At 66.6% G+C, this 26944-nt stretch carries 19 protein-coding genes and 1 tRNA gene; 9 read left to right on the forward strand and 11 right to left on the reverse strand.

From position 1 onward, the window contains the following. Positions 1-227 precede the first annotated feature (227 nt). Complete coding sequence (locus WT53_RS09725; protein WP_006481973.1) at positions 228-794, forward strand: phasin family protein; 567 nt, start codon at positions 228-230, stop codon at positions 792-794. A 192-nt stretch (positions 795-986) separates the two neighbouring features. Here the strand turns inward: WT53_RS09725 and lpdA are convergent, their stop codons facing one another. The 3 genes from lpdA to aceE form a co-directional block, all read right to left on the reverse strand. Continuing rightward, a complete protein-coding gene (gene lpdA / locus WT53_RS09730) occupies positions 987-2753 on the reverse strand; it encodes a dihydrolipoyl dehydrogenase (protein WP_034207760.1) in 1767 nt (588 codons plus the stop codon). A 284-nt stretch (positions 2754-3037) separates the two neighbouring features. Next, positions 3038-4717, reverse strand: coding sequence for a dihydrolipoyllysine-residue acetyltransferase (gene aceF, locus WT53_RS09735; protein ID WP_060259523.1), 1680 nt, complete (start codon positions 4715-4717; stop codon positions 3038-3040). A 69-nt stretch (positions 4718-4786) separates the two neighbouring features. Continuing rightward, positions 4787-7483, reverse strand: a complete 2697-nt coding sequence (gene aceE, locus WT53_RS09740; protein ID WP_034207762.1) for a pyruvate dehydrogenase (acetyl-transferring), homodimeric type — start codon at positions 7481-7483, stop codon at positions 4787-4789. A gap of 273 nt (positions 7484-7756) precedes the next feature. Here aceE and fixL point away from each other — a divergent pair, with 273 nt between their 5' ends. The 4 genes from fixL to WT53_RS09760 all read left to right on the forward strand — a co-directional run bounded on the left by fixL (position 7757) and on the right by WT53_RS09760 (position 14348). After that, complete coding sequence (gene fixL / locus WT53_RS09745; RefSeq protein WP_059825986.1) at positions 7757-10273, forward strand: oxygen sensor histidine kinase FixL; 2517 nt, start codon at positions 7757-7759, stop codon at positions 10271-10273. Next, positions 10270-10908: an oxygen response regulator transcription factor FixJ gene (gene fixJ, locus WT53_RS09750; RefSeq protein WP_006493245.1), complete on the forward strand. Its 639-nt coding sequence runs from the start codon at positions 10270-10272 to the stop codon at positions 10906-10908. Before fixL ends, fixJ begins: the two co-directional genes overlap by 4 nt. 245 nt (positions 10909-11153) lie before the next feature. After that, positions 11154-12014 carry a bifunctional methylenetetrahydrofolate dehydrogenase/methenyltetrahydrofolate cyclohydrolase FolD gene (folD, locus tag WT53_RS09755; RefSeq protein WP_034207764.1) on the forward strand — a complete coding sequence of 287 codons (861 nt, stop codon included), beginning with the start codon at positions 11154-11156 and terminating at the stop codon, positions 12012-12014. 246 nt (positions 12015-12260) lie between these two features. Further along, on the forward strand, positions 12261-14348 hold the full coding sequence (locus WT53_RS09760; RefSeq protein WP_060259526.1) for a M3 family metallopeptidase: 2088 nt from the start codon (positions 12261-12263) through the stop codon (positions 14346-14348). A gap of 58 nt (positions 14349-14406) precedes the next feature. Here WT53_RS09760 and dinB read toward each other — a convergent pair whose 3' ends face one another. After that, a complete protein-coding gene (dinB, locus tag WT53_RS09765; RefSeq protein ID WP_082727482.1) occupies positions 14407-15642 on the reverse strand; it encodes a DNA polymerase IV in 1236 nt (411 codons plus the stop codon). Positions 15643-15779: 137 nt separating this feature from the next. Here dinB and WT53_RS09770 point away from each other — a divergent pair, with 137 nt between their 5' ends. Both WT53_RS09770 and WT53_RS33435 read left to right on the forward strand, forming a co-directional pair. Further along, positions 15780-16472 (forward strand): aspartate/glutamate racemase family protein, encoded by a 693-nt coding sequence (locus WT53_RS09770; protein WP_060259529.1) that lies wholly within the window; start codon positions 15780-15782, stop codon positions 16470-16472. A 36-nt stretch (positions 16473-16508) separates the two neighbouring features. After that, positions 16509-16673, forward strand: coding sequence for a hypothetical protein (locus tag WT53_RS33435; protein WP_156447866.1), 165 nt, complete (start codon positions 16509-16511; stop codon positions 16671-16673). 82 nt (positions 16674-16755) lie between these two features. Here the strand turns inward: WT53_RS33435 and WT53_RS09775 are convergent. After that, positions 16756-16832 (reverse strand) — tRNA-Met (locus WT53_RS09775). A gap of 183 nt (positions 16833-17015) precedes the next feature. Here WT53_RS09775 and xth point away from each other — a divergent pair. Next, positions 17016-17792, forward strand: a complete 777-nt coding sequence (gene xth, locus WT53_RS09780) for an exodeoxyribonuclease III (protein ID WP_034207767.1) — start codon at positions 17016-17018, stop codon at positions 17790-17792. Between the two features lie 22 nt (positions 17793-17814). Here xth and WT53_RS09785 read toward each other — a convergent pair whose 3' ends face one another. From WT53_RS09785 to glnA, 4 genes are all read right to left on the reverse strand, one after another. Beyond that, positions 17815-19923, reverse strand: a complete 2109-nt coding sequence (locus tag WT53_RS09785; protein WP_060259532.1) for a prolyl oligopeptidase family protein — start codon at positions 19921-19923, stop codon at positions 17815-17817. 92 nt (positions 19924-20015) lie between these two features. Beyond that, entirely contained in the window at positions 20016-21533 is a 1518-nt protein-coding gene (ntrC, locus tag WT53_RS09790) for a nitrogen regulation protein NR(I) (protein WP_034207769.1), read from the reverse strand. Positions 21534-21579: 46 nt separating this feature from the next. Next, complete coding sequence (gene glnL / locus WT53_RS09795) at positions 21580-22722, reverse strand: nitrogen regulation protein NR(II) (protein ID WP_034207770.1); 1143 nt, start codon at positions 22720-22722, stop codon at positions 21580-21582. Positions 22723-22882: 160 nt separating this feature from the next. Continuing rightward, a complete protein-coding gene (gene glnA / locus WT53_RS09800; RefSeq protein WP_034207771.1) occupies positions 22883-24298 on the reverse strand; it encodes a type I glutamate--ammonia ligase in 1416 nt (471 codons plus the stop codon). Between the two features lie 405 nt (positions 24299-24703). On the opposite strand from glnA, the gene WT53_RS09805 reads away from it, so the two are divergent. Then, complete coding sequence (locus WT53_RS09805; RefSeq protein ID WP_034207772.1) at positions 24704-25168, forward strand: rhodanese-like domain-containing protein; 465 nt, start codon at positions 24704-24706, stop codon at positions 25166-25168. Positions 25169-25284: 116 nt separating this feature from the next. On the opposite strand, the gene WT53_RS09810 is transcribed toward WT53_RS09805, so the two are convergent. Together WT53_RS09810 and WT53_RS09815 are read right to left on the reverse strand one after the other, a co-directional pair. Beyond that, a complete protein-coding gene (locus WT53_RS09810) occupies positions 25285-26100 on the reverse strand; it encodes a molybdopterin-binding protein (RefSeq protein WP_060259537.1) in 816 nt (271 codons plus the stop codon). After that, a complete protein-coding gene (locus WT53_RS09815) occupies positions 26097-26924 on the reverse strand; it encodes an EI24 domain-containing protein (RefSeq protein WP_060259540.1) in 828 nt (275 codons plus the stop codon). Before WT53_RS09815 ends, WT53_RS09810 begins: the two co-directional genes overlap by 4 nt. Between the last annotated feature and the right edge of the window lie 20 nt (positions 26925-26944).

Below are 26944 nucleotides of genomic sequence, written 5' to 3' on the forward strand. Positions count from 1 at the left end.
GCACCATGTGGGAACGCGCCTGAAACCGATTCCGAACGGCTGCGATAACTCGTTGTTTTATCGATAATTTGTCGCGATTGTGCAACGCACAAAAAAGACTTGACATCCGTTCTCTCTGCCCTAAAATAGGCCTCATTGCTGCGTTGCACAAAGCACGCATCGCCGAAGTTCCCCAGTGTAGTGCCCTTTATCCTGCGATCGACGCGATCGCTTTTCAGGAGCCTGACATGTCCTTGCTGACCCCCGAGCAAATCGCCGCCGCCCAGAAAGCCAACCTCGAAAGCCTGTTCGGTCTGACGACCAAGGCGTTCGAAGGCGTCGAGAAGCTGATCGAACTCAACCTGCAGGTCGTGAAGTCGACGCTGGCCGAGGGCCAGGAGAACGCACAGCGTCTGCTGTCGGTGAAGGACGCGCAGGAACTGATCGCGCTGCAGGCGAGCCTGTCGCAGCCGGTCGCGGAAAAGGTGCTGTCGTACGGCCGTCACCTGTACGAAATCGCATCGTCGACGCAAGCCGAGTTCGCGAAGGTCGCCGAAGCGCAATTCGAAGAGCAGAACAAGAAGGTCCAGGCACTCGTCGACAACGTCGCGAAGAACGCCCCGGCCGGTTCGGAAACGGCTGTCGCCGCGCTGAAGTCGGCACTGAACGCCGCGAACACCACGTACGAAACGGTTCAGAAGGCCACGAAGCAAGCGGTCGAAATCGCCGAAACGAACTTCAACGCCGCTGCTGCCGTCGCCACGAAGGCTGCAACCGCCGCTGCCGCACGTCGTTCGAGCAAGCCGGCCGCGTAAGCGTCCCCTGCTCCTGAAAGAGCCGCGCCCAGCGCGGCTTTTTCGTTTCCGGCGCCAAAGCGCGCGCGGGCGCAAACTGCCCGCCCCGATCGAGTCTGTCGCGCGCTGCGCAAAAGAAAACGCCGCCGCCCGGTTTGTCCGGGCGGCGGCGTTTTTACGTGGCCGGCACCCGGGGGCGCCGTGCCGATTCCGTTACTTCTTGCGCTGCGGCGGCAGGTCCGTGCAGACGCCTTCGTACAGCTCGGCGGCCATGCCGACCGATTCGCCGAGCGTCGGATGCGGATGGATCGTCTTGCCGATGTCTTCCGCGTCCGCGCCCATCTCGACGGCGAGGCACACTTCGCTGATCAGGTCGCCCGCGTTCAGGCCGACGATGCCGCCGCCGATCACGCGATGGGTTTCCTCGTCGAAGATCAGCTTCGTGAAGCCTTCGTCGCGGCCGTTCGCGATCGCGCGGCCCGATGCGGCCCACGGGAACACGGCCTTGCCGTACTTGATGCCCTCGGCCTTGCACTGGTCTTCCGTCTTGCCGGCCCACGCCACTTCCGGATCGGTGTAGGCGACCGACGGGATCTGCAGCGCGTCGAAGTACGCTTTCTCGCCGTGCGCGGCTTCCGCGGCGACGTGGCCTTCATGGACGGCCTTGTGCGCGAGCATCGGCTGGCCGACGACGTCACCGATCGCGAAGATGTGCGGCACGTTCGTGCGCATCTGCTTGTCGACCTCGATGAAGCCGCGGTCGGTGACCGCGACGCCGGCCTTGTCGGCACCGATCTTCTTGCCGTTCGGGCTGCGGCCCACCGCGACGAGCACGAGGTCGTAGCGCTGCGCTTCCGCCGGCGCCTTTTCGCCCTCGAACTTCACGTAGATGCCGTCTTCCTTCGCTTCCGCGCCGACCGTCTTGGTCTTCAGCATCACGTTGCCGAAGCGCTTCGCGTTGTACTTTTCCCAGACCTTCACGAGATCGCGGTCGGCGCCCATCATCAGGCCGTCCATCATTTCGACGACGTCGATCTCGGCGCCGAGCGTCGAGTAGACCGTTGCCATTTCGAGGCCGATGATGCCACCGCCGATCACGAGCATACGCTTGGGCAGTTGGCGCAGTTCGAGCGCGCCGGTCGAATCGACGACGCGCGGGTCTTCCGGCATGAACGGCAGCTTCACGGCCTGCGAGCCCGCGGCGATGATCGCCTGCTTGAACTTGACGACCTTCTTGCCGTTGTCGCCCTGCACTTCCATGTGGAACGGGTCGACGAACGCGCCGACGCCGGTGACCACTTCGACCTTGCGTGCCTTGGCCATGCCGGCGAGGCCCGTCGTCAGCTTCTTGACGACGCCGCCCTTGAAGTCGCGCAGCTTGTCGAGGTCGACCTGCGGCTTGCCGAACGTGATGCCGTGCGACGCGAGCGCCGCGGCTTCCTCGACGACGAGCGACGTATGCAGCAGCGCCTTCGACGGGATGCAGCCGACGTTCAGGCACACGCCGCCGAGCGTCGAGTAGCGTTCGACGAGCACCGTCTTCATGCCGAGATCGGCTGCGCGGAACGCGGCCGAGTAGCCGCCGGGGCCGGCGCCGAGCACGAGCATGTCGCATTCGATGTCGGCGGCGCCGCTGTAGCTGCCGGCTTGCGGCGCGGGCGCCGGAGCGGCTGCGGCCGGAGCCGGTGCAGCCGCTGCGGGCTTCGGCGCTTCGGGCGCTTTCGCGGGTGCGGCTGCGCCTGCCGATGCTTCGACGATGGCGATGACGGTGCCTTGCGAGACTTTCTCGCCGGCCTTGACCTTGACTTCCTTGACGGTGCCGGCGACGTCGCTGGGCACTTCCATGGAGGCTTTATCGGATTCGAGCGTGATGAGCGTTTGCTCTTTTTCGATCACGTCGCCGGGTTTCACGTTGACTTCGATGACATCGACGCCGCTGAAATCGCCGATATCCGGAACCTTGACTTCGATGAGACTCATGACTGTCCCCTTCTTGATTGGCTGCAGAGAGAGAGGGAGGGACTGGCGGAAAGACGGAACCTGACTACATGCGGCCTGGCAAGAGAACGCGACGTTGGGCAGGACCACCTTTGCCGTCCGCCCAAGGACGCGCCTTTCTTTTGGTTACTTTTCTTTGGAAGACAAAGAAAAGTGACCGCCGCCCCGCGCAGGGGCGACGCCAGCAGACCGTTGGCAAAACAGGTTCAACGACAAGGGCGTGAAGAATCGACACAAAACCACGCCCCCGCGAGCCCCTCATCTCATCAAAGAATGATGCGACGGAAATCCCCGAGCAACGCCCCGAGATACGCATTGAACCGCGCGGCTTCCGCGCCATCGATGACGCGATGGTCATACGACAGCGACAGCGGCAGCATGAGCCGCGGCACGAACTGCTTGCCGTCCCACACCGGCTTCATCTGGCCGCGCGACAACCCGAGGATCGCCACTTCCGGCGCGTTGATGATCGGCGTGAAGTTCGTCCCGCCGATCCCGCCGAGCGACGAGATCGAGAAGCAGCCACCCTGCATCTGGTCCGGCTTCAGCTTGCCTTCGCGCGCGGCCTTCGACAGGTCGCTCATTTCCTTCGCGATGTCGACGAGGCCCTTCTTGTCCGCATCGCGGATCACCGGCACGACGAGGCCGTTCGGCGTATCGGCCGCGAAACCGATGTGGAAGTACTGCTTGAACACGAGGTTGTCGCCGTCGAGGCTCGCGTTGAAGGTCGGGAATTTCTTCAGCGCGGCGACGACCGCCTTGATCACGAACGCGAGCATCGTGAACTTCACGCCCGCCTTTTCGTGTTCCTTGTTCAGCTGGACGCGCAGCGCTTCGAGCTCGGTGATGTCCGCTTCGTCGTTGTTCGTGACGTGCGGGATCATCACCCAGTTGCGATGCAGGTTCGCGCCCGAGATCTTCTTGATGCGCGACAGCGGCTTCGCCTCGAACGGGCCGAACTTCGAGAAGTCGACCTTCGGCCACGGCAGCAGGTTCAGCTCGCCGCCGCCTGCCGGCGCGGCTGCCGCGGCCGGCGCCGCGCGCTGGCCCGTCATCACGCCCTTCACGAAACCCGTGACGTCTTCCTTCGTGATGCGGCCCTTCGGACCCGAACCCTGCACGCGCGACACGTCGACGCCGAGTTCACGCGCGAACTTGCGGACCGACGGCGATGCGTGGCTCGCGCGGTATTCGCCCGACGGCGCGGCGGCCGGTGCCGGCGCAGCCTTCGCGGGCGCGGGTGCCGGTGCGGCGGCAGCGGGCGCCGCAGCAGCCGCGGCCGGAGCCGGTGCGCTCGCCTGCGGTGCCGCGGCAGCCGGTGCGCCGGCGGCTTCGAGCAGCACGATCAGCGTGCCTTCCGACACCGAATCGCCCACTTTCACCTTGATGTCCTTCACGACGCCGGCAGCCGGGCTCGGCACGTCCATCGTCGCCTTGTCCGACTCGAGCGTGACGAGCGACTGTTCCTTCTCGACCGTGTCGCCGACCTTCACGCCGATCTCGATCACCGGCACGTCCTTGTAGTCGCCGATATCCGGCACCTTCACTTCGAGCGTGCCGCCGGACGCGGCCGGTGCAGCCGGTGCAGCCGGTGCAGCCGGTGCAGCCGGTGCGGCAGCGGGCGCCGCGGCCGGGGCCGGGGCCGGCGCTGCCGCAGGAGCAGGCGCCGCGGCCGGCGCAGCCGCGCCGTTCGCCTGGGCGGCCGCGCCGCCTTCGAGCAGGACGATCAGCGAGCCTTCCGACACGGAATCGCCGACCTTGACCTTGATTTCCTTCACGACGCCGCCCACCGGGCTCGGCACGTCCATCGTCGCCTTGTCCGACTCGAGCGTGACGAGCGACTGCTCCGGCTCGACCGTATCGCCGACCTTCACGCCGATCTCGATGACCGGCACGTCCTTGTAATCGCCGATATCCGGCACCTTCACTTCGATCGCTTGACTCATCTGTTTCTGTCTCCATGGCCGCGCGCGCCCCTCCCGGAAGCGGCGCGCGGCATCACACGGGCGTGTGCGTTAAACGGTCATCGGGTTGGGCTTCGACGGATCGAGGTTGTACTTGGCGATCGCGTCCGCGACCACCTTGCGCTCGATCGTGCCTTCGTCGGCCAGCGCGTTGAGCGCGGCGACGGTGACCCAGTGACGGTCGACCTCGAAGAAGTGACGCAGCTTCTCGCGGGTGTCCGAACGGCCGAAGCCGTCGGTGCCCAGCACGACGAAGCGGCGATCGATCTGGCCGCGGATCTGGTCGACCAGCGCACGCACGTAGTCGGTCGATGCGATGACCGGGCCCTGCGTGTCCTTCAGGCACTTCTGCACGTGCGACAGACGGCGCTCCTCGGTCGGATGGAGCAGGTTCCAGCGTTCGACGTCGTGGCCTTCGCGCGCGAGTTCGGTGAAGCTCGGCACGCTCCACAGATCGGCGGCGACGCCCCAGTCGTTCTTCAGCAGGTCGGCGGCGGCGATCACTTCGTTGAAGATCGTGCCCGCGCCGAGCAGCTGCACGCGCGGCGCCTTCTTGTCGGCGTCGGCCTTCTTGAACGAGTACATGCCCTTGATGATGTCGGCCGCCACGTGCTCGCCCTGCGGAATCGCCGGGTGCTCGTAGTTCTCGTTCATCACCGTGATGTAGTAGTACACGTCTTCCTGGTCCTGCACCATGCGGCGCAGGCCGTCCTGGATGATCACCGCGAGTTCGTAGCCGAACGTCGGGTCGTAGCTCACGCAGTTCGGCACCGATGCCGCCCACAGCAGCGAATGACCGTCTTCGTGTTGCAGGCCTTCGCCGTTCAGCGTCGTACGGCCCGCCGTGCCGCCCAGCAGGAAACCGCGCGAACGCATGTCGCCTGCGGCCCAGGCGAGGTCGCCGATCCGCTGGAAGCCGAACATCGAGTAGAAGATGTAGAACGGCACCATGATCTCGCCGTGCGTCGAATACGACGTCGCCGCCGCGATCCAGTCGCACATGCCGCCCGCTTCGTTGATGCCTTCCTGCAGGATCTGGCCGGTCTGCGATTCCTTGTAGAACATCAGCTGGTCGGAATCTTCCGGCACGTACTTCTGGCCTTCCTGGTTCCAGATACCGATCTGGCGGAACAGGCCTTCCATGCCGAACGTACGCGACTCGTCCGGGACGATCGGCACGACGCGCTTGCCGAGCGCCTTGTCCTTCAGCAGGATGTTCAGGATCCGCACGAACGCCATCGTCGTCGAGATCTCGCGGCCTTCGCCCGTGCCCTTCAACAGCGGCTCGAACGCGTCGAGCGCCGGCACCGGCAGCGACGTCGCCTTCTCGCGGCGGTGCGGCAGGTAGCCGCCGAGGTCCATGCGCTTCTGGCGCATGTATTCGAGTTCCTTCGAGCCTTCCTCGAACTTCAGGTACGGCACGTCGGCGATCTGCTCGTCGGTGATCGGCAGGCGGAACTGGTCGCGGAACTTCTTCAGTTGCTCGACCGGCAGCTTCTTCTGCTGATGCGTGATGTTCATCGCCTGGCCCGACTCGCCCATCCCGTAGCCCTTGATGGTCTTCGCGAGGATGACGGTCGGCGCGCCCTTCGTGTTCGTGGCTTCGTGGAACGCCGCGTAGATCTTGTGCGGATCGTGGCCGCCGCGGTTCAGCGCCCAGATGTCGTCGTCCGACCAGTCGGCGACGAGCGCCTTCAGTTCAGGCGTGTTGAAGAAGTGCTCGCGCACGTACGCGCCCGACTCCGACTTGTACGTCTGGTATTCGCCGTCGACGCACTCCATCATCCGGCGCATCAGCGCGCCCGTCTTGTCGCGCGCGAACAGCGCATCCCAGCGGCTGCCCCAGATGACCTTGATCACGTTCCAGCCGGCGCCGCGGAATTCCGATTCGAGTTCCTGGATGATCTTGCCGTTGCCGCGCACCGGACCGTCGAGACGCTGCAGGTTGCAGTTGATCACGAACACGAGATTGTCGAGCTTCTCGCGGCTCGCCATGCCGATCGCGCCGAGCGATTCCGGTTCGTCCGTCTCGCCGTCGCCGAGGAACGCCCAGACCTTGCGGCCTTCCGTCTTCGCGATGCCGCGCGATTCCAGGTACTTCATGAAGCGCGCCTGGTAGATCGCCATGATCGGGCCGAGACCCATCGACACGGTCGGGAACTGCCAGAAGTCCGGCATCAGCCACGGGTGCGGATACGACGAGATGCCCTTGCCGTCGACTTCCTGGCGGAAGTTGTCGAGCTGCTCTTCCGACAGGCGGCCGAGCAGGAATGCGCGCGAGTACACGCCCGGCGACGAGTGGCCCTGCACGAACACGAGATCGCCGCCGTGCTGGTCGGACGCCGCGTGCCAGAAGTGGTTGTAGCCGACGTCATAGAGCGTCGCGGCCGACGCGAACGACGCGATGTGGCCGCCGACGTTCGTGTCCTTGCCTGCCCGCAGCACCATCGCCAGCGCGTTCCAGCGCGTGTACGAACGGATGCGGTGCTCGATGTCCTGGTCGCCCGGAATCTTCGCCTGGGCTTCGAGCGGAATCGTGTTGATGTACGGGGTATTGGCGGAGAACGGCAGGTGCTCGCCGTGCATGCGGGCGAATTCGATCTGCTTTTCGATCAGGTAATGCGCACGGCCGGTGCCCACGGAGGAGATCACGCCATCGAGCGACTCGAGCCACTCGACGGTTTCTTGCGGGTCGTCGTCACGTTCGGCGGCGACATATTTCATCACTTCGTTCGGTACAGCGGACATTCTCGTCTCCTGGGTCCTGGAATGTGAGGATCGCTCTCGTGCAGACGACGCGACGCGACCGGCTGCGGGCAAGCTCCGACGGATTGTAATGAGCGTGGACAGGCCTGCGCAACAAAATTTTCGAATTATGAGATCTTTTCTCGTCATGCGAAATATTGCTGCGCTGCACCCATATTTCGGGGCTCCGCGGCCCGTCTCGTCGGAACAAAACCGTTTCCGTTCAACATATCCGGTATCGGTTTTCCATGTATTGCGCTGCGCTACAATCCTGCCATGTTGACCGATCGGCTTTTCGCACGCTCGGCGCGACCGCCGGGCCCGCCGGCGGAGTCGCAGCCGTCCCGTTGGCACCACGGACCGTGGTGGTCCAACTCCTATTTGCTGACGCCGCTGCTGTCGATTCTGGTGTTCCTCGTCGTGATGAGCCTCATCCTGTGGAGCCTCAACCGGCGCGAACAGCAGCAGCAGGAAGACACCCTGTTTCGCAACGTCGCGTGGGCCCAGCAGCAGATCCGCCTGTCGATGACGGGCGCGCAGGAACAACTGCAGGCGCTGTCGCGCGACCTCGCGTCCGGCCGCCTCGACCAGAACGCGTTCCAGATGGCCGTTGCGGACGTGATGCAGACGCATCCGGAAATCCTCTACCTGAACTGGTACACGGCGCCGGGCGTGCAGCGCTGGCCGACCGTGCATCCGCCGCTGCTCGGCCAGCGGCTCGCGAAGCCCGGCGACGCGCAGATGCAGGACGCCGTGCGCGGTGCGTACGACGAGGCGCGCAACACGCGCCGCCAGGCCTATTCGCCGCTGATCTACGACGACTTCGGCAACGGCTTCATCACGTTGCAGACGCCGGTGATGCGCGGCGACCGCGAATATCTCGGCTCGATCGCCGCGGTGTTCTCGGTCGAGGGCATCCTGAAGCACGACATCCCGCAGGAACTGTCGTCGAAGTACAAGATTTCGATCACCGACTCGAACAACCGCGAACTGTCGTCCACGTCGACGCGCCCGCGCCTGCCGCGCGACTCGCACTACGACCTCCCGCTCGACCCGCCCGGCCAGGGGCTGACGGTGCGCGTGTATGCGTTCCCGCAGCTCACGAACCTGACCAACAACACGCTCGTGTGGCTGGTCGCCGGCCTGTCGTGCTTCGTGCTGTGGAGCCTCTGGAGCCTGTGGAAGCACACGCGCCAGCGCTTCGAGGCGCAGCAGGCGCTGTACGCGGAAGCATTCTTCCGCCGCGCGATGGAGAACTCGGTGCTGATCGGCATGCGCGTGCTCGACATGCACGGCCGCATCACGCACGTGAACCCGGCGTTCTGCCGGATGACGGGCTGGGACGAAACGGATCTCGTCGGCAAGGTTGCGCCGTTCCCGTACTGGCCGCGCGACGCCTACCCGGAAATGCAGCGCCAACTCGACATGACGCTGCGCGGCAAGGCGCCGAGTTCGGGCTTCGAGCTGCGCGTGCGCCGCAAGAACGGCACGCTGTTCCATGCGCGCCTGTACGTATCGCCGCTGATCGACAGTTCGGGCCGCCAGACCGGCTGGATGTCGTCGATGACCGACATCACCGAGCCGAAGCGCGCGCGGGAAGAGCTGGCGGCCGCGCACGAACGCTTCACGACGGTGCTCGAAAGCCTCGACGCCGCGGTGTCGGTGCTCGCCGCCGACGAAGCCGAGCTGCTGTTCGCGAACCGCTACTACCGCCACCTGTTCGGCATTCGCCCGGACGGCCACCTCGAATTGTCCGGCGGCGGCTTCGACCGCGCGCAGGCATCGTCCGACTCGATCGACATGGTCGACGCGTTCGCGGGCCTGCCGGCCTCCGCGCTGACCAGCAGCACGGCCGATGCGCAGGAGGTGTACGTCGAGAGCATCCAGAAGTGGTTCGAAGTGCGTCGCCAGTACATCCAGTGGGTGGACGGCCACCTCGCGCAGATGCAGATCGCGACCGACATCACGACCCGCAAGAAGGCACAGGAACTCGCGCACCAGCAGGAAGAAAAGCTGCAGTTCACGAGCCGATTGATGACGATGGGTGAAATGGCGTCGTCGATTGCTCACGAATTGAATCAGCCGCTCGCCGCGATCAACAACTACTGCTCGGGCACGCTCGCGCTCGTGAAGAGCGGCCGCGGCACGCCCGAGACGCTGCAGCCCGCGCTGGAAAAGACCGCGCAGCAGGCGCTGCGCGCGGGGATGATCGTCAAGCGGATCCGCGAATTCGTGAAGCGCAGCGAGCCGAAGCGCCAGCCGGCGCGGGTCGCGGACATCGTCGCCGACGCGGTCGGGCTCGCCGAAATCGAGGCCAGAAAGCGCAGGATCCGGATCGTCACGGAAATCCTCGCAAGAATGCCTATTATTTATGTCGACCCCGTGCTGATCGAACAGGTGCTGATGAACCTGATGAAGAACGCAGCCGAGGCGATGGCCGACGTGAAGCCGGCGTCGGCGGACGGCGTGATCCGCGTCGTCGCCGACATCGATGCGGGCTTCGTCGACATCCGCGTGATCGACCAGGGCCCGGGCGTCGACGAAGCGACGGCCGAGCGCCTGTTCGAACCGTTTTACAGCACCAAGTCCGACGGCATGGGCATGGGGCTGAACATCTGCCGTTCGATCATCGAATCGCATCGGGGGCGTCTGTGGGTGGTCAACAACGTCGAGCCGGATGGCCGCATTTCCGGCGCGACGTTCCACTGCAGCCTGCCCATTGGGGAACCCGCTGATCTCGGCCAAGGGGGGCGCGAGGCATCGGCATCACATACCGTTACGGGAGAACTATGAATAGCCCTGTCACCACCACTCAGGAAACCGTCTTCGTCGTCGACGACGACGAGGCCGTACGGGACTCGCTGCGCTGGCTGCTGGAGGCGAACGGCTATCGCGTTCAATGCTTCTCGAGCGCCGAGCAGTTCCTCGATGCGTACCAGCCGGCGCAGCAGGCCGGCCAGATCGCGTGCCTGATCCTCGACGTGCGGATGTCGGGCATGAGCGGCCTCGAATTGCAGGAACGCCTGATCGCCGACAACGCCGCGCTGCCGATCATCTTCGTCACCGGTCACGGCGACGTGCCGATGGCCGTGTCGACGATGAAAAAGGGAGCGATGGACTTTATCGAGAAACCGTTCGACGAAGCCGAGCTGCGCAAGCTCGTCGAGCGGATGCTCGACAAGGCCCGAAGCGAAAGCAAGAGCGTGCAGGAGCAGCGTGCCGCGAGCGAACGCCTGTCGAAGCTGACCGCGCGCGAGCAGCAGGTGCTCGAGCGGATCATCGCGGGCCGCCTGAACAAGCAGATCGCCGACGACCTCGGCATTAGCATCAAGACGGTCGAGGCGCACCGCGCGAACATCATGGAAAAGCTCAACGTCAACACGGTGGCCGACCTGCTGCGCCTCGCGCTGTCGAAGAAACAGGCCTGAGCGCGTTTTCCGGCGGCACGCGCCACCGCGGCCGCCCGGCCCGCAATCGGTGTTTGCCGCCCCGCGCGATGCGGCCCACTCGCGCGGCGGCGGCCGCTCCTCCCGGCGCACGCGCGCCGCGGCCATGACGCTTCCCGTTGATTCGCTGTCGGACGGCAGCAGGCGAACGGTATAATTACGTGCTTTGCTACGGCGCTTCGGGCGCCGTACGCCCGCATTCCAACTTCCCGGCAGGACCCACCACCATGACAGCCCTCCTCATCGACGGCAACGCCCTTTCGAAGACCCTGCGCGGTCAGGCCGCCGAACGCGCCGCCGCGCTGACCGCCCGCGGCCACCAGCCCGGTCTCGCGGTGATCCTCGTCGGCGCCAACCCGGCGAGCGAAGTCTACGTGCGCAACAAGATCAAGGCATGCGAGGACAACGGCTTCTTCTCGCTGAAGGATGCGTACCCGGCCACGCTGTCGGAAGCCGACCTGCTTGCGCGCATCGACGAACTGAACCGCGATCCGAAGATCCACGGCATCCTGGTCCAGTTGCCGCTGCCCGCGCATATCGACAGTCACAAGGTGATCGAGGCGATCGCGCCGGAGAAGGACGTCGACGGCTTTCACGTCGCGAACGCCGGTGCGCTGATGACCGGCAAGCCGCTGTTCCGCCCGTGCACGCCGTACGGCGTGATGAAGATGTTCGAAGCGCACGGCATTGCGCTGCAAGGCGCGAACGCGGTCGTGATCGGCCGCTCGAACATCGTCGGCAAGCCGATGGCGATGATGCTGCTCGACGCCGGCGCGACCGTGACGATCTGCCACAGCAAGACGCGCGACCTCGCCGCGCATACGCGCCAGGCCGACATCGTGGTCGCCGCGGTCGGCAAGCGCAACATCCTGACCGCCGACATGGTGAAGCCTGGTGCGACGGTGATCGACGTCGGCATGAACCGCGACGACGCGGGCAAGCTGTGCGGCGACGTCGATTTCGCGGGCGTGAAGGAAGTCGCCGGCTACATCACGCCGGTGCCGGGCGGCGTCGGCCCGATGACCATCACGATGCTGCTGATCAACACGATCGAATCCGCCGAACGCGCCGCTGCCGCCGCAGCCTGACGCTCCACTCGCTCAGCCGGCGCGCGATTCCGTGCGCCGGCGCCTCGCCAGCCGCAGTCGCGCGGCTGCATCGCGCCAGCCGGCACGTCCGACGCCGCGCATCCGACCCTGCGTCAATCGCGTCGTTAGAAACTAACGATTGGAAAGCGCGCGATGCGCCCCAATAATGTCGGTATCGGGCGCGCTCGCGCCCAGCCGCCGTTACCCTTTTCATCCCGGTTCATCCGGCAACAGACAGGGAGTCTTATGTCCGCCAGCGCCAATACCAATCCGCTCCTCGACTTCTCCGGCCTGCCCCGTTTCGGCGAGATCCGCCCGGAGCACGTGACGCCCGCGCTCGACACGCTGCTCGACGCCGCCAGCCGCGCGGTCGAAGCGGCGAGCGCGAGCGACACGCCGTCGACCTGGGCCGCCGTCGTCGAGACGGTCGAGCAGGCCACGGAGCCGCTCGGCCGTGCGTGGGGCATCGTCGGCCACCTGAACGCGGTCGCCGACACGCCCGAACTGCGGGCTGCCTACGGTGAAAACCTGCCGCGCGTGACCGAGTTCTGGTCGAGCGTCGGCCAGAATCTCGCGCTGTACGAAAAGTACAAGGCGATCGCCGCGAGCGCCGAATACGCGACGCTGTCCGCCGAGCGCAAGAAGATCCTCGACAATGCGCTGCGCGACTTCCGCCTGTCGGGCGCCGAGCTGCCCGAGGACCAGAAGCCGCGCTTCGCGGAACTGCAGGAACAGCAGGCCGCGCTGTCGAAGGCGTTCTCCGATCACGTGCTCGACGCGACCAACGCGTACGCATATTTCGCGAAGAACGAAGCCGAGCTGGCCGGCCTGCCCGGCGACGCGATCGAGGCCGCCCGCGAAGCCGCGCAGAAGGACGGCAAGGAAGGCTGGAAATTCACACTGCATTTCCCGTCGTATTTCCCGGTGCTGCAGTACGCCGACGACCGCGCGCTGCGCGAGACGCTCTACCGCGCCTATGCGACCCGCGCGTCGGAACTCGGGCCGCAGTACGGCGACGGCAAGGCCGAATGGGACAACACGGCGATCGTCGCCGACGCGCTGAAGCTGCGCCGCGAAGAGGCGCAGATGCTCGGCTATCGCAACTTCGCCGAAGTCTCGCTCGCGCCGAAGATGGCCGAATCGCCGCAGCAGGTGATCGCGTTCCTCGAGGATCTCGCGACGCGCGCACGCCCGCACGCGGAGAAAGACTGGGACGAGCTGCGCACGTTCGCCGCGAAGGAACTCGGCCTCGCCGAACTCGCGCCGTGGGACGTCGCGTACGCGGCCGAAAAGCTCCGCCAGCAGCGCTATGCGTTCTCGGAAAACGAGGTCAAGCAGTACTTCCCGGAACCCGCCGCGCTGAAGGGCCTGTTCACCGTCACCGAAACGCTGTTCGGCGTGCGTATCAAGCCGGACGACGCGCCGGTATGGCACAAGGACGTGCGCTTCTTCCGCGTCGAGAATTGCGACGGCTCGCTCGTCGCACAGTTCTATCTCGACCTGTACGCGCGCGAAGGCAAGCGCGGCGGCGCGTGGATGGACGACGCCCGTTCGCGCGCGAAGCGCGGCAGCGACGTGCAGACGCCGGTCGCGTACCTGACCTGCAACTTCTCCGCGCCGGTCGGCGGCAAGCCCGCGTGCTTCACGCACGACGAGGTCATCACGCTGTTCCATGAATTCGGCCACGGGCTGCATCACATGCTGACGCGCGTCGACGAACTCGGCGTGTCGGGCATCAACGGCGTCGAGTGGGATGCGGTCGAACTGCCGTCGCAGTTCATGGAAAACTTCTGCTGGGAATGGGACGTGCTGTCGTCGATGTCGTCGCACGTCGATACGGGCGCCGCGCTGCCGCGCGAGCTGTTCGACAAGATGATCGCCGCGAAGAACTTCCAGAGCGGGCTCGGCACGCTGCGCCAGATCGTGTTCTCGATGTTCGACATGCTGCTGCACGTCGACTTCGATCCGGCCGGCGCGACCGGTGTGACCGCGTTCGCGCGCGAGATCAACGAGCGCTACCACGTGATCCCGCAGGCCGCGTTCTCGCGCTGGCCGAACACGTTCAGCCACATCTTCGCGGGCGGCTATGCGGCCGGCTACTACAGCTACAAGTGGGCCGAAGTGCTGTCGGCCGATGCGTACGCGGCGTTCGAGGAAGCGGCCGCCGCCAGCGGCAGCGTGCTCGACGCGGCAACCGGCACGCGCTATCGCCGCGAAATCCTCGAGGTCGGCGGCAGCCGTCCGGCGATGGAGTCGTTCAAGGCGTTCCGCGGCCGCGAGCCGCGGATCGACGCGCTGCTGCGCCACAACGGGATGGCCGCGCCCGCGCACTGAGCGCGCCGCCCGGCCGCGCCGGCAGCATCGACGGGCACCGCTTCGGCGGTGCCTTTTTTCATGGCGCTGACCCGTCCCTGGCGTCGGCCGCGTTGTCTGGCTCGCTCGTGCTGCCCGCTTGGCCGGGAACCTCCACGTGGTCGGCTTCGTCGTCGAACAGCAGGAATTGCCCGTGGCGCTCGGCCGTGTCCTCGTCGATACGCACGCCGACGCCGAGCAGCCGCACCGGCTGCGCGCGCCGCAACAACCCCTTCGCGAGCAGCGTGACGGCCGTCTCGGCATTCGTCGCGTCGGCCACGCACTCGACCGTCGTGCGCTGGAAATCGGCGAAGCGAATCTTCACGTACAGCTTGCGGATCGAACGCGCGGCGCCCGCGCGCTCGATCCGCGCGTCGAGTTGCACGACGAGGCGGCGGATTTCGTCCGCGCATTGCTCAAGCGTCGTCAGGTCGGTCACGTAGGTCGTCTCGACGCTGACCGACTTGCGCTCCTGATCGGCCTGCACGGGCCGCTCGTCGATCCCGCGCGACAGTTCGTACAGCCGCCGCCCGAACGCGCCGAACTCGCGGTGCAGGTCGATCAGCGGCCAGTCGCGCAACTGCGCGCAAGTCTGGATGCCGAGCCGATCGAGCCGCGTGGCCGTCACCTTGCCGACGCCGTGCAGCTTGCGCACCGGCAACGCCGCGACGAACGCGTCGATCTCGTGCGGCCGCACGACGAACAGTCCGTCGGGCTTGTTCCAGTCGGATGCGATCTTCGCGATGAACTTGTTCGGCGCGACGCCCGCCGATACGGTCACGCCGACCGTGTCGCGCACCCGCTCGCGGATCTCGCGCGCAATCAGCGTCGCACTGCCCTGGCAACGTTCCGACCCGCTGACGTCGAGGTACGCCTCGTCGAGCGACAGCGGCTCGACGTCCGGCGTGTAGTCTCGATAGATCGCCATGATCTGCCGCGATGCCGCACGGTACTTGTCCATGGCGGACGGCAGGATCAGCAGGTCCGGACACTTGCGCATCGCCAGCGCCGACGACATCGCCGAATGCACGCCGTAGCGCCGCGCCTCGTAGTTGCAGGTCGCGATCACACCGCGCTGGTCGGGCCGGCCGCCGACCGCGAGCGGCCGGTTGCGCAGCGACGGGTCGTCGCGCATCTCGACCGACGCGTAGAAGCAGTCGCAATCGCAGTGAATGATCTTGCGCGCGCGCGGCAGCGCGTCGCCCGGCGGCGGCGCGTGCGGATAGGCTGGCGAAATGATGGTCGGGCTCACGGTGCCGATACTGTACAAAAACACAGTGCCGGTTTCAACTGCCGCGTACGTCCACTGCCGGCTGCGCCGTACCGGCCCGATTTGCGCGGATCGTATCGGCCGGGTTCGGGCAGCGGCGCCTATACTCGTCTGCCGCGACACACGAAACGCAAAGGTGACGGATGAAGACGATCGGACTGATCGGCGGCATGAGCTGGGAATCGTCGGCCGAGTACTACCGGATGATCAACCGGCACTCGAAGGCATTGCACGGCGGGCATCACAACGCGAAAAGCGTGCTGGTCACGGTCGACTTCGCCGAAATCGAAGCGCTGCAGCGCACGCACGACTGGGTCGCACTCGGCGAACGGATGGCCGATGCCGCGCGCCAGCTCGAAGCGGCCGGCGCCGATCTCGTCGTCCTCACGACCAATACGATGCATCGCGTGCACGACGCGATCGAAGCCGCGGTGAAGCTGCCGTTCCTGCACATCGCCGATCCGACCGGCAACGCGCTGCGCGACGCGGGCGTCGAGCGCGTCGCCCTGCTCGGCACGCGCTACACGATGGAGTTGCCGTTCTACGCGGAGCGGCTGCGCGGGAAGTTCGGGCTCGACGTGCTGGTGCCGGACGAACGCGAGCGCGACGACGTGCACCGGATCATCTACGACGAGCTGTGCCACGGCGTCGTCTCGGCGCCATCGCGCGCGACGTATGTGTCGATCATCGACCGACTGGCCGCGCGCGGCGCCCAGGCCGTGATCCTGGGCTGCACGGAAATCACGCTGCTGATCGGCGCGGATGATTCGCCGCTGCCGGTATTCGATACGACCGCGTTGCATGCGAAGGCGGCCGTCGAGTGGGCGGCGCGCTGAACGACGCGCGCCGCCGCGTATCGCCATCGCCGCCGGATGCGGCTGAATACGGGCAAGGACCAGTGCGCGGTGCGGTCGGGCACGCCGAACGCAACGGCCACGCGGGTCGGCACGACGCTCTATCCGCTCGAGAACGGCTTCCTGCCCGGGAACCCGGGCGCGCGGGCGCGCGGGCGCGCGGAAATAACGGGCGGGCGCTGAAAACAAAAAACCCGGCATGGAGCCGGGTTTTTGTCGACGAAGTGCGCATCGGTCAATTGCGCTGCACATCGTCTGGTGTGCTTGGTTGCGGGGACAGGATTTGAACCTGTGACCTTCGGGTTATGAGCCCGACGAGCTGCCAGACTGCTCCACCCCGCGTCAGAGAAATAAATTATAGGGTGAGGAAGTACTCACGTCAATACTTTTGTCACAATTTCTGCATCCACTGCCCGGGCGCCGACGCGGGACACGTGCGCGACGCTGCATGACGCGCGCGTTCGCACCCCATGCTCGCGGTAAGATGGCGGCCTTCGCATTCACGCCGCACACACCCTTCCGTTCATGAAAATCGCCACCTGGAACGTCAACTCGCTCAATGTCCGCAAACAGCATGTGCTCGACTGGCTCGCGCAAAGCGGAGCCGACGTGCTGTGCCTGCAGGAACTGAAGCTGCCGGACGAGAAATTCCCGCGCGCCGATCTCGAGGCAGCCGGCTACCGCAGCTGGTTCACGGGCCAGAAGACCTACAACGGCGTCGCGATCCTCGTGCGCGACACGCTCGCCGTCGACGAGTCGGACGTCGTGCGCAACATCCCGGGCTTCGACGATCCGCAGCAGCGCGTGATCGCCGCGACGGTCGACGGCGTGCGCATCGTGTCCGCCTACTTCCCGAACGGCCAGGCGCTCGACTCCGACAAGTTCGTCTACAAGATGCAGTGGCTCGACGCGCTGCAAGCGTGGCTGCGCACCGAGTTGCAGCGCTACCCGAAGCTCGCGCTGCTCGGCGACTACAACATTGCACCGGAAGACCGCGACGTGCACGATCCCGCGAAATGGGAAGGCCAGAACCTCGTGTCGCCGCAGGAGCGCGCACACTTCGCGCAACTGATCGAACTCGGCTTCGTCGATGCGTTCCGCCGCTTCGAGCAGCCCGAGAAGACCTTCACGTGGTGGGACTACCGGATGATGGCGTTCCGCCGCAACGCGGGGCTGCGCATCGACCACATCCTGCTGTCGCCGGCGCTCGCGGCGACCTGCGCGTCGTGCGAAGTCGATCGCACGCCGCGCACGTGGGAACAGCCGTCCGACCACACGCCGGTCGTCGCGATCGTCGGCTGATCGCGCAAGCGCCCGCGCGCGATCAGCGCCGCGCGGGCGCCGGCCCGAGATGGGCCCACAGGAAGCCGAATTCGGCTGCGTCGGCTTCCGCGCGCTCGAGATCGTCGGCGCTGCCGTGGCCGCCGTCGGTGTTCTCCCAGTACCACACCCGCTCGTGACCGAGCGCCTGCATGCGCGCGGCCATCTTGCGCGCATGCGCGGGATGCACGCGATCGTCGCGGGTCGACGTCGTCAGCAACAACGGCGGATACACGACGCCTTCACGCACGCGGTGATACGGCGAATACGCGGCCAGCGCCGCGCCTTCGCGCGGATCGTCGGGGTCGCCGTATTCGTCGAGCCAGGCGGCGCCCGCGTGCAGCTTCGGATAGCGCTGCATGTCGAGCAACGGCACGCGGCACAGCACCGCGCCGAACAGCTCCGGCCGCTGCATCATGCACGCGGCGACCAGTAGTCCGCCGTTGCTGCCGCCCTCGATCCCGAGTTGCGCGGCGGTCGTCACGCCGGTCGCGGCCAGATCCTCGGCGACCGCGATGAAATCGTCGAACGAACGCTGCCGGTGTTCGCGCTGCGCGTCGACGTGCCAGCGCGGCCCGAATTCGCCTCCGCCGCGGATGTGCGCGAACGCCATCACGCCGCCGCGTTCGAGCCAGCCGATGCCGAACGCATCGCTGTAGCCCGGCAGATTCGGGATCGCAAAGCCGCCATAGCCGGACAGCAGGCACGGCCGCGCGACGCGCGCGCCGCCTTGCGGCACGTCGAGCGCATCGCGCGGCCCGATCAGCGTGTACGGCACCACCGTGCCGTCGCGCGAACGCGCGCTCGCGCGGCGTACGACGAGCCCGGCCGCGTCGAACTGCACCGGCGGCCGGTCGAGCAGCACGCGGCGCGACCGCGCATCGTCCGCGCGATCGGCAAGATCGGCCAGCCAGCATTCGGGCGGATCGAGATACGTGTCGACATCGACGTACACCTCGTCGTTCAGCGTCGATTCGACGGGCTCGATGTCGATCTGCGCCTCGCCCGGCCAGTCGAACGGCCGCGCGTCCCACGTCCACGCACCGTCGTCGGCCTGCCGCGGCTGCCACAGCATCGTGCGGTTGTGCACGTCGTCGAGCCAGCTCGCGATCAGCGTCGTGCGCGTGTGCGTCCACGTACAGGCGGACGTCGTCGGCCGCGGCGCGAACAACGTCGTGAATTCGCGCGCGCCGGCGAGGAACGCCTGCTCGCGGATCGCGAGCAGCGAGCCGCCGGCGTGGCGCACGCCGTCGCAATCCCAGTCGAGGCGCGGCTCCAGCACGAGCCAGCCTTCCCAGAACCCGACCTCGACATGCGTCGGCACGTCGTAGCGCGCCCACTCGCCGGCGTCGGTCAGCCGATACGCGTGCGCGTCGAAGAAATCGACGCTGCGCCACGCGACGTGACGGCGGTCGATCGGGTCGTACCATGCACCCGCACTGATGTCGTCCGGCTCGCCGCGAAACACGACGGGCGCGTCGGCGAGCGGCGTGCCGCGCACCCAGCGCCGCGCTTCATACGGATAACCGGCGGCGGTCGCATGTGCTTCGCCGCGATCCCAGCTCACGTAGACGGTGTCGCGATCGATCCAGCCGACCGTGTGATGGCCCGGCGCGTCGATCGTGAAACCGCCGTCGACGAAACGGCGCGCGACGAGGTCGAATTCGCGCACGACGACTGCGTCGGCGCCGCCCGGCGACAGCGACAACAGCACGCGATCGCCGTCCGGATACAGGATCGCCTCCTGCTCGAACACCCACGACTCGCCCTCTTCGACGCCGAGCGCGTCGACGTCGAGCAGCGTTTCCCAGGCCGGCTGGCCGGCCCGCCAGTCGGCCCAGCGCGTGCGGCGCCACAGTCCCTTCGGATGGAGATCGTCCTGCCACAGGTCGTACGCCCAGTCGCGCCAGCGGGTCGGAATCACCGGGCGTTCGCGCGGCAGATACGCTTTCGCGAGACGCGCGGTCAGCGCGCGATACGCGTCGTCGTCGCGCAGCGCGGCGTGCGTGCGCGCATTCTGCTCGTCGACCCACGTGCGGGCGCGCTTGCTGTCGAGCGCTTCGAGGAAACGGAACGGGTCGGCCCCGGCGGGCCAGCGGAAGGAATCGGACATGGTGGATCGACGGAATGGCAAGCTGCGTGCAAACCGCGATTATGTCCGATCGCGGCATGCGCGAACCCGCGCATGCCGCGCATCGTGCCCGATCAGGGCTCCAGATGGAGTTCCTGGATCTTGCGCGTGATCGTGTTGCGACCGATGCCGAGCCGCTCCGCGGCCTCGACCTTGCGGCCGCGCGTGAAGTCGAGCGCCTCGCGGATCACGGCCGCTTCGAAGCGACGCGCGAGCTCGTCCATCACGTCGGCCGAGTTCTCGCGCAACAACCGCGCGACCTCGGTGCGCAGCCCGTGCTCCCACAGCGGGTAGCCGGCCGGCGCGCTGCCGTTCGCCGTGCTCGCGACGGGCACGGCGGCGGGCGGCGCCGCGCCGATCGCGGCAGGCGCTGCCGCCGCGTGGCCGCCGCTGCCGTGCACGTCCGCGCCGTCGCCCGACGCGACGACCGGCGCCCCGGCCGGCACGAGGTCGGGCGGCAGGTCCTTGATCTCGACCGTCTGCGCGGGCGCCATCACGGTCAGCCAGTTCGCGAGGTTCTCGAGCTGCCGTACGTTGCCGGGAAACGGCAGCGACGTGAGATACGCGAGCGCGTCGTCGGACACGCGTTTCGGCTCGACGCCGAGATCGCGTGCACTCTTCTGCAGGAAGTGGCGCGTGAGCAGCGCGATGTCCTCGCTACGTTCGCGCAGCGGCGGCAGGCGCAGCCGGATCACGTTGAGCCGGTGGTAAAGGTCCTCGCGGAACAGCCCCTGCCGCACGCGCGACTCGAGATTCTGGTGCGTCGCGGCGATCACGCGCACGTTCGCGCGCAGCGGGTTGTGCCCGCCGACCCGATAGAACTGCCCGTCCGACAGCACGCGCAACAGGCGCGTCTGCAGGTCGAACGGCATGTCGCCGATTTCGTCGAGGAACAGCGTGCCGTTCTCGGCCTGCTCGAAGCGGCCCTGCCGCGTCGTCTGCGCGCCGGTGAACGCGCCGCGCTCGTGGCCGAACAGTTCGGATTCGAGCAGGTCCTTCGGAATCGCCGCCGTGTTCAGCGCGATGAACGGCCCGTTCGCGCGCGGGCTGTGACGGTGCAGCGCCCGCGCGACGAGCTCCTTGCCGGTGCCCGACTCGCCGGTGATCAGCACGGTCGCGGCCGAATGCGACAGCCGGCCGATCGCACGGAACATGTCCTGCATCGCGGGCGCCTGGCCGAGCATCTCGGGCGCGTCGGCCACGCGCTCGTCCTGCGGCGCGCCGCCGCGCAGGCTTTCTTCCACCGCGCGGCGGATCAGCTCGACCGCCTTGTCGACGTCGAACGGCTTCGCGAGGTATTCGAACGCGCCGCCCTGGAACGCCGCGACGGCGCTGTCGAGATCGGAGAACGCCGTCATGATGATGACGGGCAGGCCCGGCAGCCGCTCGTGCATCGCCTGCAGCAACTCGAGGCCCGAGCCGCCCGGCATCCGGATGTCGGACACGAGTACCTGCGGCGTCTCGTGGTCGAGCGCGGCCAGCGCGTCGCGCACGTTCGCGAAGCTCTTCGTCGCGAAGCTGTCCCGGGCGAGTGCCTTTTCGAGCACCCAGCGGATCGATTGGTCGTCGTCTACTATCCAGATCGGCTTCATAGGTCGGTCAGATATGGGGAAATCCGGTGAATCGCACTGTCGCCGCTCAATGGTCGAGCGGCAGCAGAATCTGAAATTCGGTACGTCCGGGCCGGCTTTCGACCTCGATCATCCCGTCGTGCTGCTGCACGAACGTCTGCGCGAGCGTGAGGCCGAGGCCGCTGCCGTCGTCGCGTCCGGACACGAGCGGGTAGAAGATCCGGTCGCGGATCTCTTCCGGAATGCCGGGCCCGTTGTCGATCACGTGCAAGTCCAGTGCCAGCCGGTACAGGCGCTTGGCGATCGTCACCTTGCGCGCGATGCGCGTGCGCAGCTCGATCTTCGCGTCGCCCTGCGCGATCCGTTCGCGCAGCGCCTGCGCGGCGTTGCGCACGATGTTCAGCAGCGCCTGGATCAGTTGCTCCTTGTCGCCGCGCAGGTCCGGCACGCTCACGTCGTAATCGCGCTCGATCGTGAGCCCGCGCGGGAATTCCGCGAGCATCACCGCGCGTACGCGTTCGCACACTTCATGAATGTTCACGTCGCCGACGATATGCGGATGCCGGTGCGGCTCCAGCAACCGGTCGACGAGCGTCTGCAGGCGGTCGGACTCCTTGATGATCACCTGCGTGTATTCGCGCAACTCGCCGCGCTCGCGCTCGCCCAGTTCGAATTCGAGCAGCTGGGCTGCGCCGCGAATGCCGCCGAGCGGGTTCTTGATCTCGTGCGCGAGGTTGCGGATCAGTTGCTTGTTGACCGCGGTCAGGTCGTGGATGCGCTCTTCCCGATCGGTGCGCGACTGCCGTTCGTTCTCGAACAGCTCGACGAGCACGAAATCGGGCGCGGTCTCGAGGAAGCCGACGATCGCGTGCACATGCAGCGGCTCCCGGCCGGGCCGGTCGAGCACGGTATCGAGGTGCGTCGCGTGAAAGCGTTCCTGGCCGATCGCGGTGATCGTCGATGCCAGCTCGTTCGCGTTCGGGAAAATTTCGCCCCACGGCCGCTGCGCGAGCTGCCGCCGCGAGATGTCGAGCATCGCCTCCGCGGACGGGTTCGCGAACGCGATCCGCAGCGTCTTGCGGTCGAGCACGAGCACGACCGTCGGCAGCGCTTCGAGCCCCGCCAGCAGACCCGAGCGCGAGAGCCGCTCGTCGTCCGTCAGCCGTTCGGGCTGCCCCGTTTTCGCCTTGATCAGATTCTTCAGAACCATCTGCGTGCTTGTCGCGCCTCACCGGGCAGAAAATGAAAATCGTCGGAACAAAAAAGGGACGGCCGGACGCCGTCCCCTTTCAGACTCCGCCGCTCCCGCCGCACACCGCGCGACGGGAACGAACCGGCATGACGGCGCCGAATCGAAGCGCCATCGCCGATTAGAGCGAGTAGTACATCTCGAACTCGATCGGGTGCGTCGTCATGCGGAACTTCGCCAGCTCCTGCTCCTTCAGCCCGAGGTACGCGTCGATCATGCCGTCCGTGAACACGCCGCCGCGCGTCAGGAACTCGCGATCCTTGTCGAGTGCCTCGAGTGCCTGGTCGAGACCCGCGCACACGGTCGGGATCTTTGCATCCTCTTCCGGCGGCAGGTCGTACAGGTTCTTGTCCGCTGCTTCGCCCGGATGGATCTTGTTCTGGATCCCGTCGAGGCCGGCCATCATCAGCGCCGAGAACAACAGGTACGGGTTCGCCATCGGGTCCGGGAAGCGCGTTTCGATACGGCGGCCCTTCGGGTTCGACACGTGCGGAATGCGGATCGATGCCGACCGGTTGCGTGCCGAGTACGCGAGCTTGACCGGTGCTTCGAAGTGCGGGACCAGACGCTTGTACGAGTTCGTCGTCGGGTTCGTGATCGCGTTCAGCGCGCGAGCGTGCTTGATGATGCCGCCGATGTAGAACAGCGCCAGTTCCGACAGGCCGGCATAGCCGTTGCCCGCGAACAGGTTCTGGCCGTCCTTCCAGATCGACTGGTGAACGTGCATGCCCGAACCGTTGTCGCCGACGACCGGCTTCGGCATGAACGTCGCCGTCTTGCCGTACGAATGCGCGACGTTATGGATGATGTACTTCGACCATTGCGTCCAGTCCGCGCGCTGCACGAGCGTCGAGAACTTCGTGCCGATTTCGTTCTGGCCCTGGCCCGCCACTTCGTGGTGGTGCACTTCGACCGGGATGCCGAGCTGTTCGAGCAGCAGGCACATTTCCGAGCGCATGTCCTGGAACGTGTCGACCGGCGCGACCGGGAAGTAGCCGCCCTTCGTGCCCGGACGGTGGCCCGTGTTGCCGCCTTCGAATTCCTTGCCTGCCGACCACGGCGCTTCTTCCGAGTTGATCTTCACGAAGCAGCCCGACATGTCCGTGTTCCACTGGACCGAGTCGAAAATGAAGAATTCCGGCTCCGGACCGAAGTAGGCCGTGTCGCCGATGCCCGTGCTCTTCAGGTAGGCTTCCGCGCGCTTCGCGAGCGAACGCGGGTCGCGCTCGTAGCCCTTGCCGTCGGCCGGCTCGACCACGTCGCAGGTCAGCACCAGCGTCGATTCTTCATAGAACGGGTCGATGAACGCAGCGCTCGGATCCGGCATGAGCAGCATGTCCGACGCCTCGATGCCCTTCCAGCCCGCGATCGACGAACCGTCGAATGCATGACCGCTTTCGAACTTGTCTTCGTCAAACGCCGAAACCGGCACCGACACGTGCTGTTCCTTGCCGCGCGTATCCGTGAAGCGGAAATCGACGAACTTGACGTCCTCGTCCTTCACGAGCTGCATGACGTCGGCGACGGTTTTACTCATAACCTCTTCTCCTGATTGAACAATTCCGGCGGACTGGGAACCGCCTCGTTTATCGAGCTGACCGGGGTCTTGCTTTGGCGCAGCGCGCCCCGATTCGACCGAATTCTATATAGCAGCTTCCGTGCCAACCATCGCAAAACCGACGCGGATCGCGCCGGCCCGCGCCGCAGCGGGGCTCGCCTGCGCAATTGCAGGGCTCGGGGCCGCACCGCCGCCGACCGGATCGCACCTCCGTGGTGCAATCTTCGGGATGCGGCGGCGCAGCCGGGTTATTCTGGTGCATGCGCGCCATTCTGCACTCTTTTGGTGAATCCGTGGTCCGTGCATGCGGCGCAGGTCGCGCGAACGTCCGTACCGCCCCGCCGCGCTAGAATGATCGTTTGACCGATACGGAGACTCCCTGCCATGAGTACGCTGGACCAGCTTTACGCGAAGGCCGACGAACGCCGCGCCCAGGGCGCGCTCGACTACGCCGGCGCGCTGCTGCCGGTCGAGGCATTCGAACTGCTGCAGCTCGACCCGTCGGCGCGCCTCGTCGACGTGCGCACGCGCGCCGAGCTCGACTGGATCGGCCGCCCGCTCGTCGGCGACGGCCAGTACCTGCACATCGAATGGACGCGCTACCCGGGCGGCGTGCCGAACACCGAATTCGTCAACGAACTGAAGGCGGCCCTGCCGGCCGATACGCCGATCCTGTTCCTGTGCCGCAGCGCCGCGCGCTCGAAGCTCGCCGCGGTCGCGTCCGCGCAGGCCGGCTACACGAAGGCGTTCGACCTGCTCGAAGGCTTCGAGGGCGCGAAGGACGCCGAAGGCCACCGCAAGACCGTCGACGGCTGGTGCTTCCGCAAACTGCCGTGGATCGGCGCCTGACGGCGCGCCGAGGCCACCGGTTGCGACAGCCTCATCGTCGAGCCGGGCGATGACATGCCGATGACGGGCCGCGTTGCGCGGCCCGTTGCTTTTGGTACGACAGCGTGGCAGGCCGCTCAGGCGTGCGGCGCATCGGGCTCGACGACGTCGCCGCCGAGCAGATGCACGCCTTCGCGCAGCTTCACGAACGCGGCTGCGACCGCTTCCGGTTCGCCCTTCACGCCGAGATCGATGTGACGGCGCGCGTAGATGCCGCCGCGCTCCGCGTCGCCGACGCTCGGCAGGCTGAACACGCGCACGCCCGGGAAATCCCGCTCGATCCTCTCCATCAACGGCGTGAGCGTCGATTCCGGCAGCTCGAACACGTACAGCGAACGCTCGGCATGCGGCGTCGCATGATGCAGATGCGCGTACTTCGTATCGAGCACCCATTCGATCATCGGCCACGCCATCACCGGAAAGCCCGGCACGAAATGGAGATGGCCGACCGAGAAGCCGGGAATCCGGTTGTAGCCGTTCGGGATGATCGTCGCCCCGGCCGGGAACACGCCCATGTTGAAACGGTGCTGGTTTTCCGGCGATTCGAAATCGACCGGTGCGGCCGGATCCGCGTGCATCTCGCGGATCCGCTCCGCAATCAGCGCCTTCGCTTCCGGATGCAGCTCGAGCGGCACGCCGAGCGCGGCCGCCGCGCACTGGCGCGTGTGGTCGTCCGGCGTCGCGCCGATCCCGCCCGTCGAGAACACGATGTCGCCCGACGCGATCGCGCGCGCGAGCGTCGCCGTGATGCGCGCCGGATCGTCGCCGACGTATTCGGCCCAGTCGAGCGCGAGGCCGCGCGCGCCGAGCAGCTCGATGACCTTCGCCAGATGCTTGTCCTGCCGGCGGCCCGACAGGATTTCGTCGCCGATGATGATGATCCCGATGCTCATGCCTGCCCCATGTCGATTGCGGTGGCGCGCGCACTCGCGCGCAGGTCTTCGAGCGCGCGCAGGCAGTAGTGCCCGAACCACAGCGCCGAGAAGACGAGGATGAAAGCGTAAACCCAGATCATGGCGGCCGCGACGAACGGGAACAGCACCATCATCCAGACCGACGACACCCACACGAAGGTCGGCACGGTGCCGAGCAGCCCGGTCGCGACGCCGATGCCGATCAGCGGCCAGCGGTGCCGGCGCACGAGCGCGCGGCGCTCGTCGCGGCTCGCATGCAGCGCGAGCGCATCGTAAGTCATCACGCGATACGTGAGCCAGCCCCAGATCAGCGGCGGCAGCAACGCGAAGAACGGCGGAATCAGCCACAGCGGGATCGTCACGACGAGCAGCACGACGCCGACGATCGCCGCGCCGAGCGAATTGAACACGCTGCCGAAGAAGGTGCCGCCCCGCTTCGGCTCGAGCGCCGCGAACTGCCGGTTCGACAGGTGCTTGATCACGACCGGCATCGAGATCGTCGCGATCAGCAGCAGCACGGTCAGCACGATCAGCGGAATGGCGAGCGACACGACCACGAACGGCGCGACGACCGCATGCAACTGCGACATGCCGATCGCATCGAACGCGCGATACAGCGCGGCCGTCAGCACGAAGCCGTCGAGCGCGCCGCGCGCGAGGTCCAGCAATGTCTGCCACGAGAACCACAGCACGGCGCCCCACAGCAGCGCCGACACGACGAACGGCATCAGGGTGAGCCACAGCATGCGCGGGTGCAGCGCGCTGGCGAGCGCCCGGACGAAGGAACGCAGCAAATCGTTCATGCGAGCCTGGGGAGTCTGGA

Source organism: Burkholderia sp. MSMB2157WGS (assembly GCF_001532755.1).
Classification (GTDB): domain Bacteria; phylum Pseudomonadota; class Gammaproteobacteria; order Burkholderiales; family Burkholderiaceae; genus Burkholderia.

Bases quoted from the DNA above. Each gene is read 5' to 3' on its own strand.
- folD (WP_034207764.1), top strand. From the start codon at position 11,154: ATGACAGCCCTCCTCATCGACGGCAACGCCCTTTCGAAGACCCTGCGC.
- aceE (WP_034207762.1), bottom strand. From the start codon at position 7,483: ATGTCCGCTGTACCGAACGAAGTGATGAAATATGTCGCCGCCGAACGT.
- fixL (WP_059825986.1), top strand. From the start codon at position 7,757: ATGTTGACCGATCGGCTTTTCGCACGCTCGGCGCGACCGCCGGGCCCG.
- aceF (WP_060259523.1), bottom strand. From the start codon at position 4,717: ATGAGTCAAGCGATCGAAGTGAAGGTGCCGGATATCGGCGATTACAAG.
- xth (WP_034207767.1), top strand. From the start codon at position 17,016: ATGAAAATCGCCACCTGGAACGTCAACTCGCTCAATGTCCGCAAACAG.
- fixJ (WP_006493245.1), top strand. From the start codon at position 10,270: ATGAATAGCCCTGTCACCACCACTCAGGAAACCGTCTTCGTCGTCGAC.
- WT53_RS09725 (WP_006481973.1), top strand. From the start codon at position 228: ATGTCCTTGCTGACCCCCGAGCAAATCGCCGCCGCCCAGAAAGCCAAC.
- glnL (WP_034207770.1), bottom strand. From the start codon at position 22,722: ATGGTTCTGAAGAATCTGATCAAGGCGAAAACGGGGCAGCCCGAACGG.
- WT53_RS33435 (WP_156447866.1), top strand. From the start codon at position 16,509: ATGCGGCTGAATACGGGCAAGGACCAGTGCGCGGTGCGGTCGGGCACG.
- WT53_RS09810 (WP_060259537.1), bottom strand. From the start codon at position 26,100: ATGAGCATCGGGATCATCATCATCGGCGACGAAATCCTGTCGGGCCGC.
- glnA (WP_034207771.1), bottom strand. From the start codon at position 24,298: ATGAGTAAAACCGTCGCCGACGTCATGCAGCTCGTGAAGGACGAGGAC.
- ntrC (WP_034207769.1), bottom strand. From the start codon at position 21,533: ATGAAGCCGATCTGGATAGTAGACGACGACCAATCGATCCGCTGGGTG.
- WT53_RS09815 (WP_060259540.1), bottom strand. From the start codon at position 26,924: ATGAACGATTTGCTGCGTTCCTTCGTCCGGGCGCTCGCCAGCGCGCTG.
- lpdA (WP_034207760.1), bottom strand. From the start codon at position 2,753: ATGAGTCTCATCGAAGTCAAGGTTCCGGATATCGGCGATTTCAGCGGC.
- WT53_RS09785 (WP_060259532.1), bottom strand. From the start codon at position 19,923: ATGTCCGATTCCTTCCGCTGGCCCGCCGGGGCCGACCCGTTCCGTTTC.
- WT53_RS09770 (WP_060259529.1), top strand. From the start codon at position 15,780: ATGAAGACGATCGGACTGATCGGCGGCATGAGCTGGGAATCGTCGGCC.
- WT53_RS09805 (WP_034207772.1), top strand. From the start codon at position 24,704: ATGAGTACGCTGGACCAGCTTTACGCGAAGGCCGACGAACGCCGCGCC.
- WT53_RS09760 (WP_060259526.1), top strand. From the start codon at position 12,261: ATGTCCGCCAGCGCCAATACCAATCCGCTCCTCGACTTCTCCGGCCTG.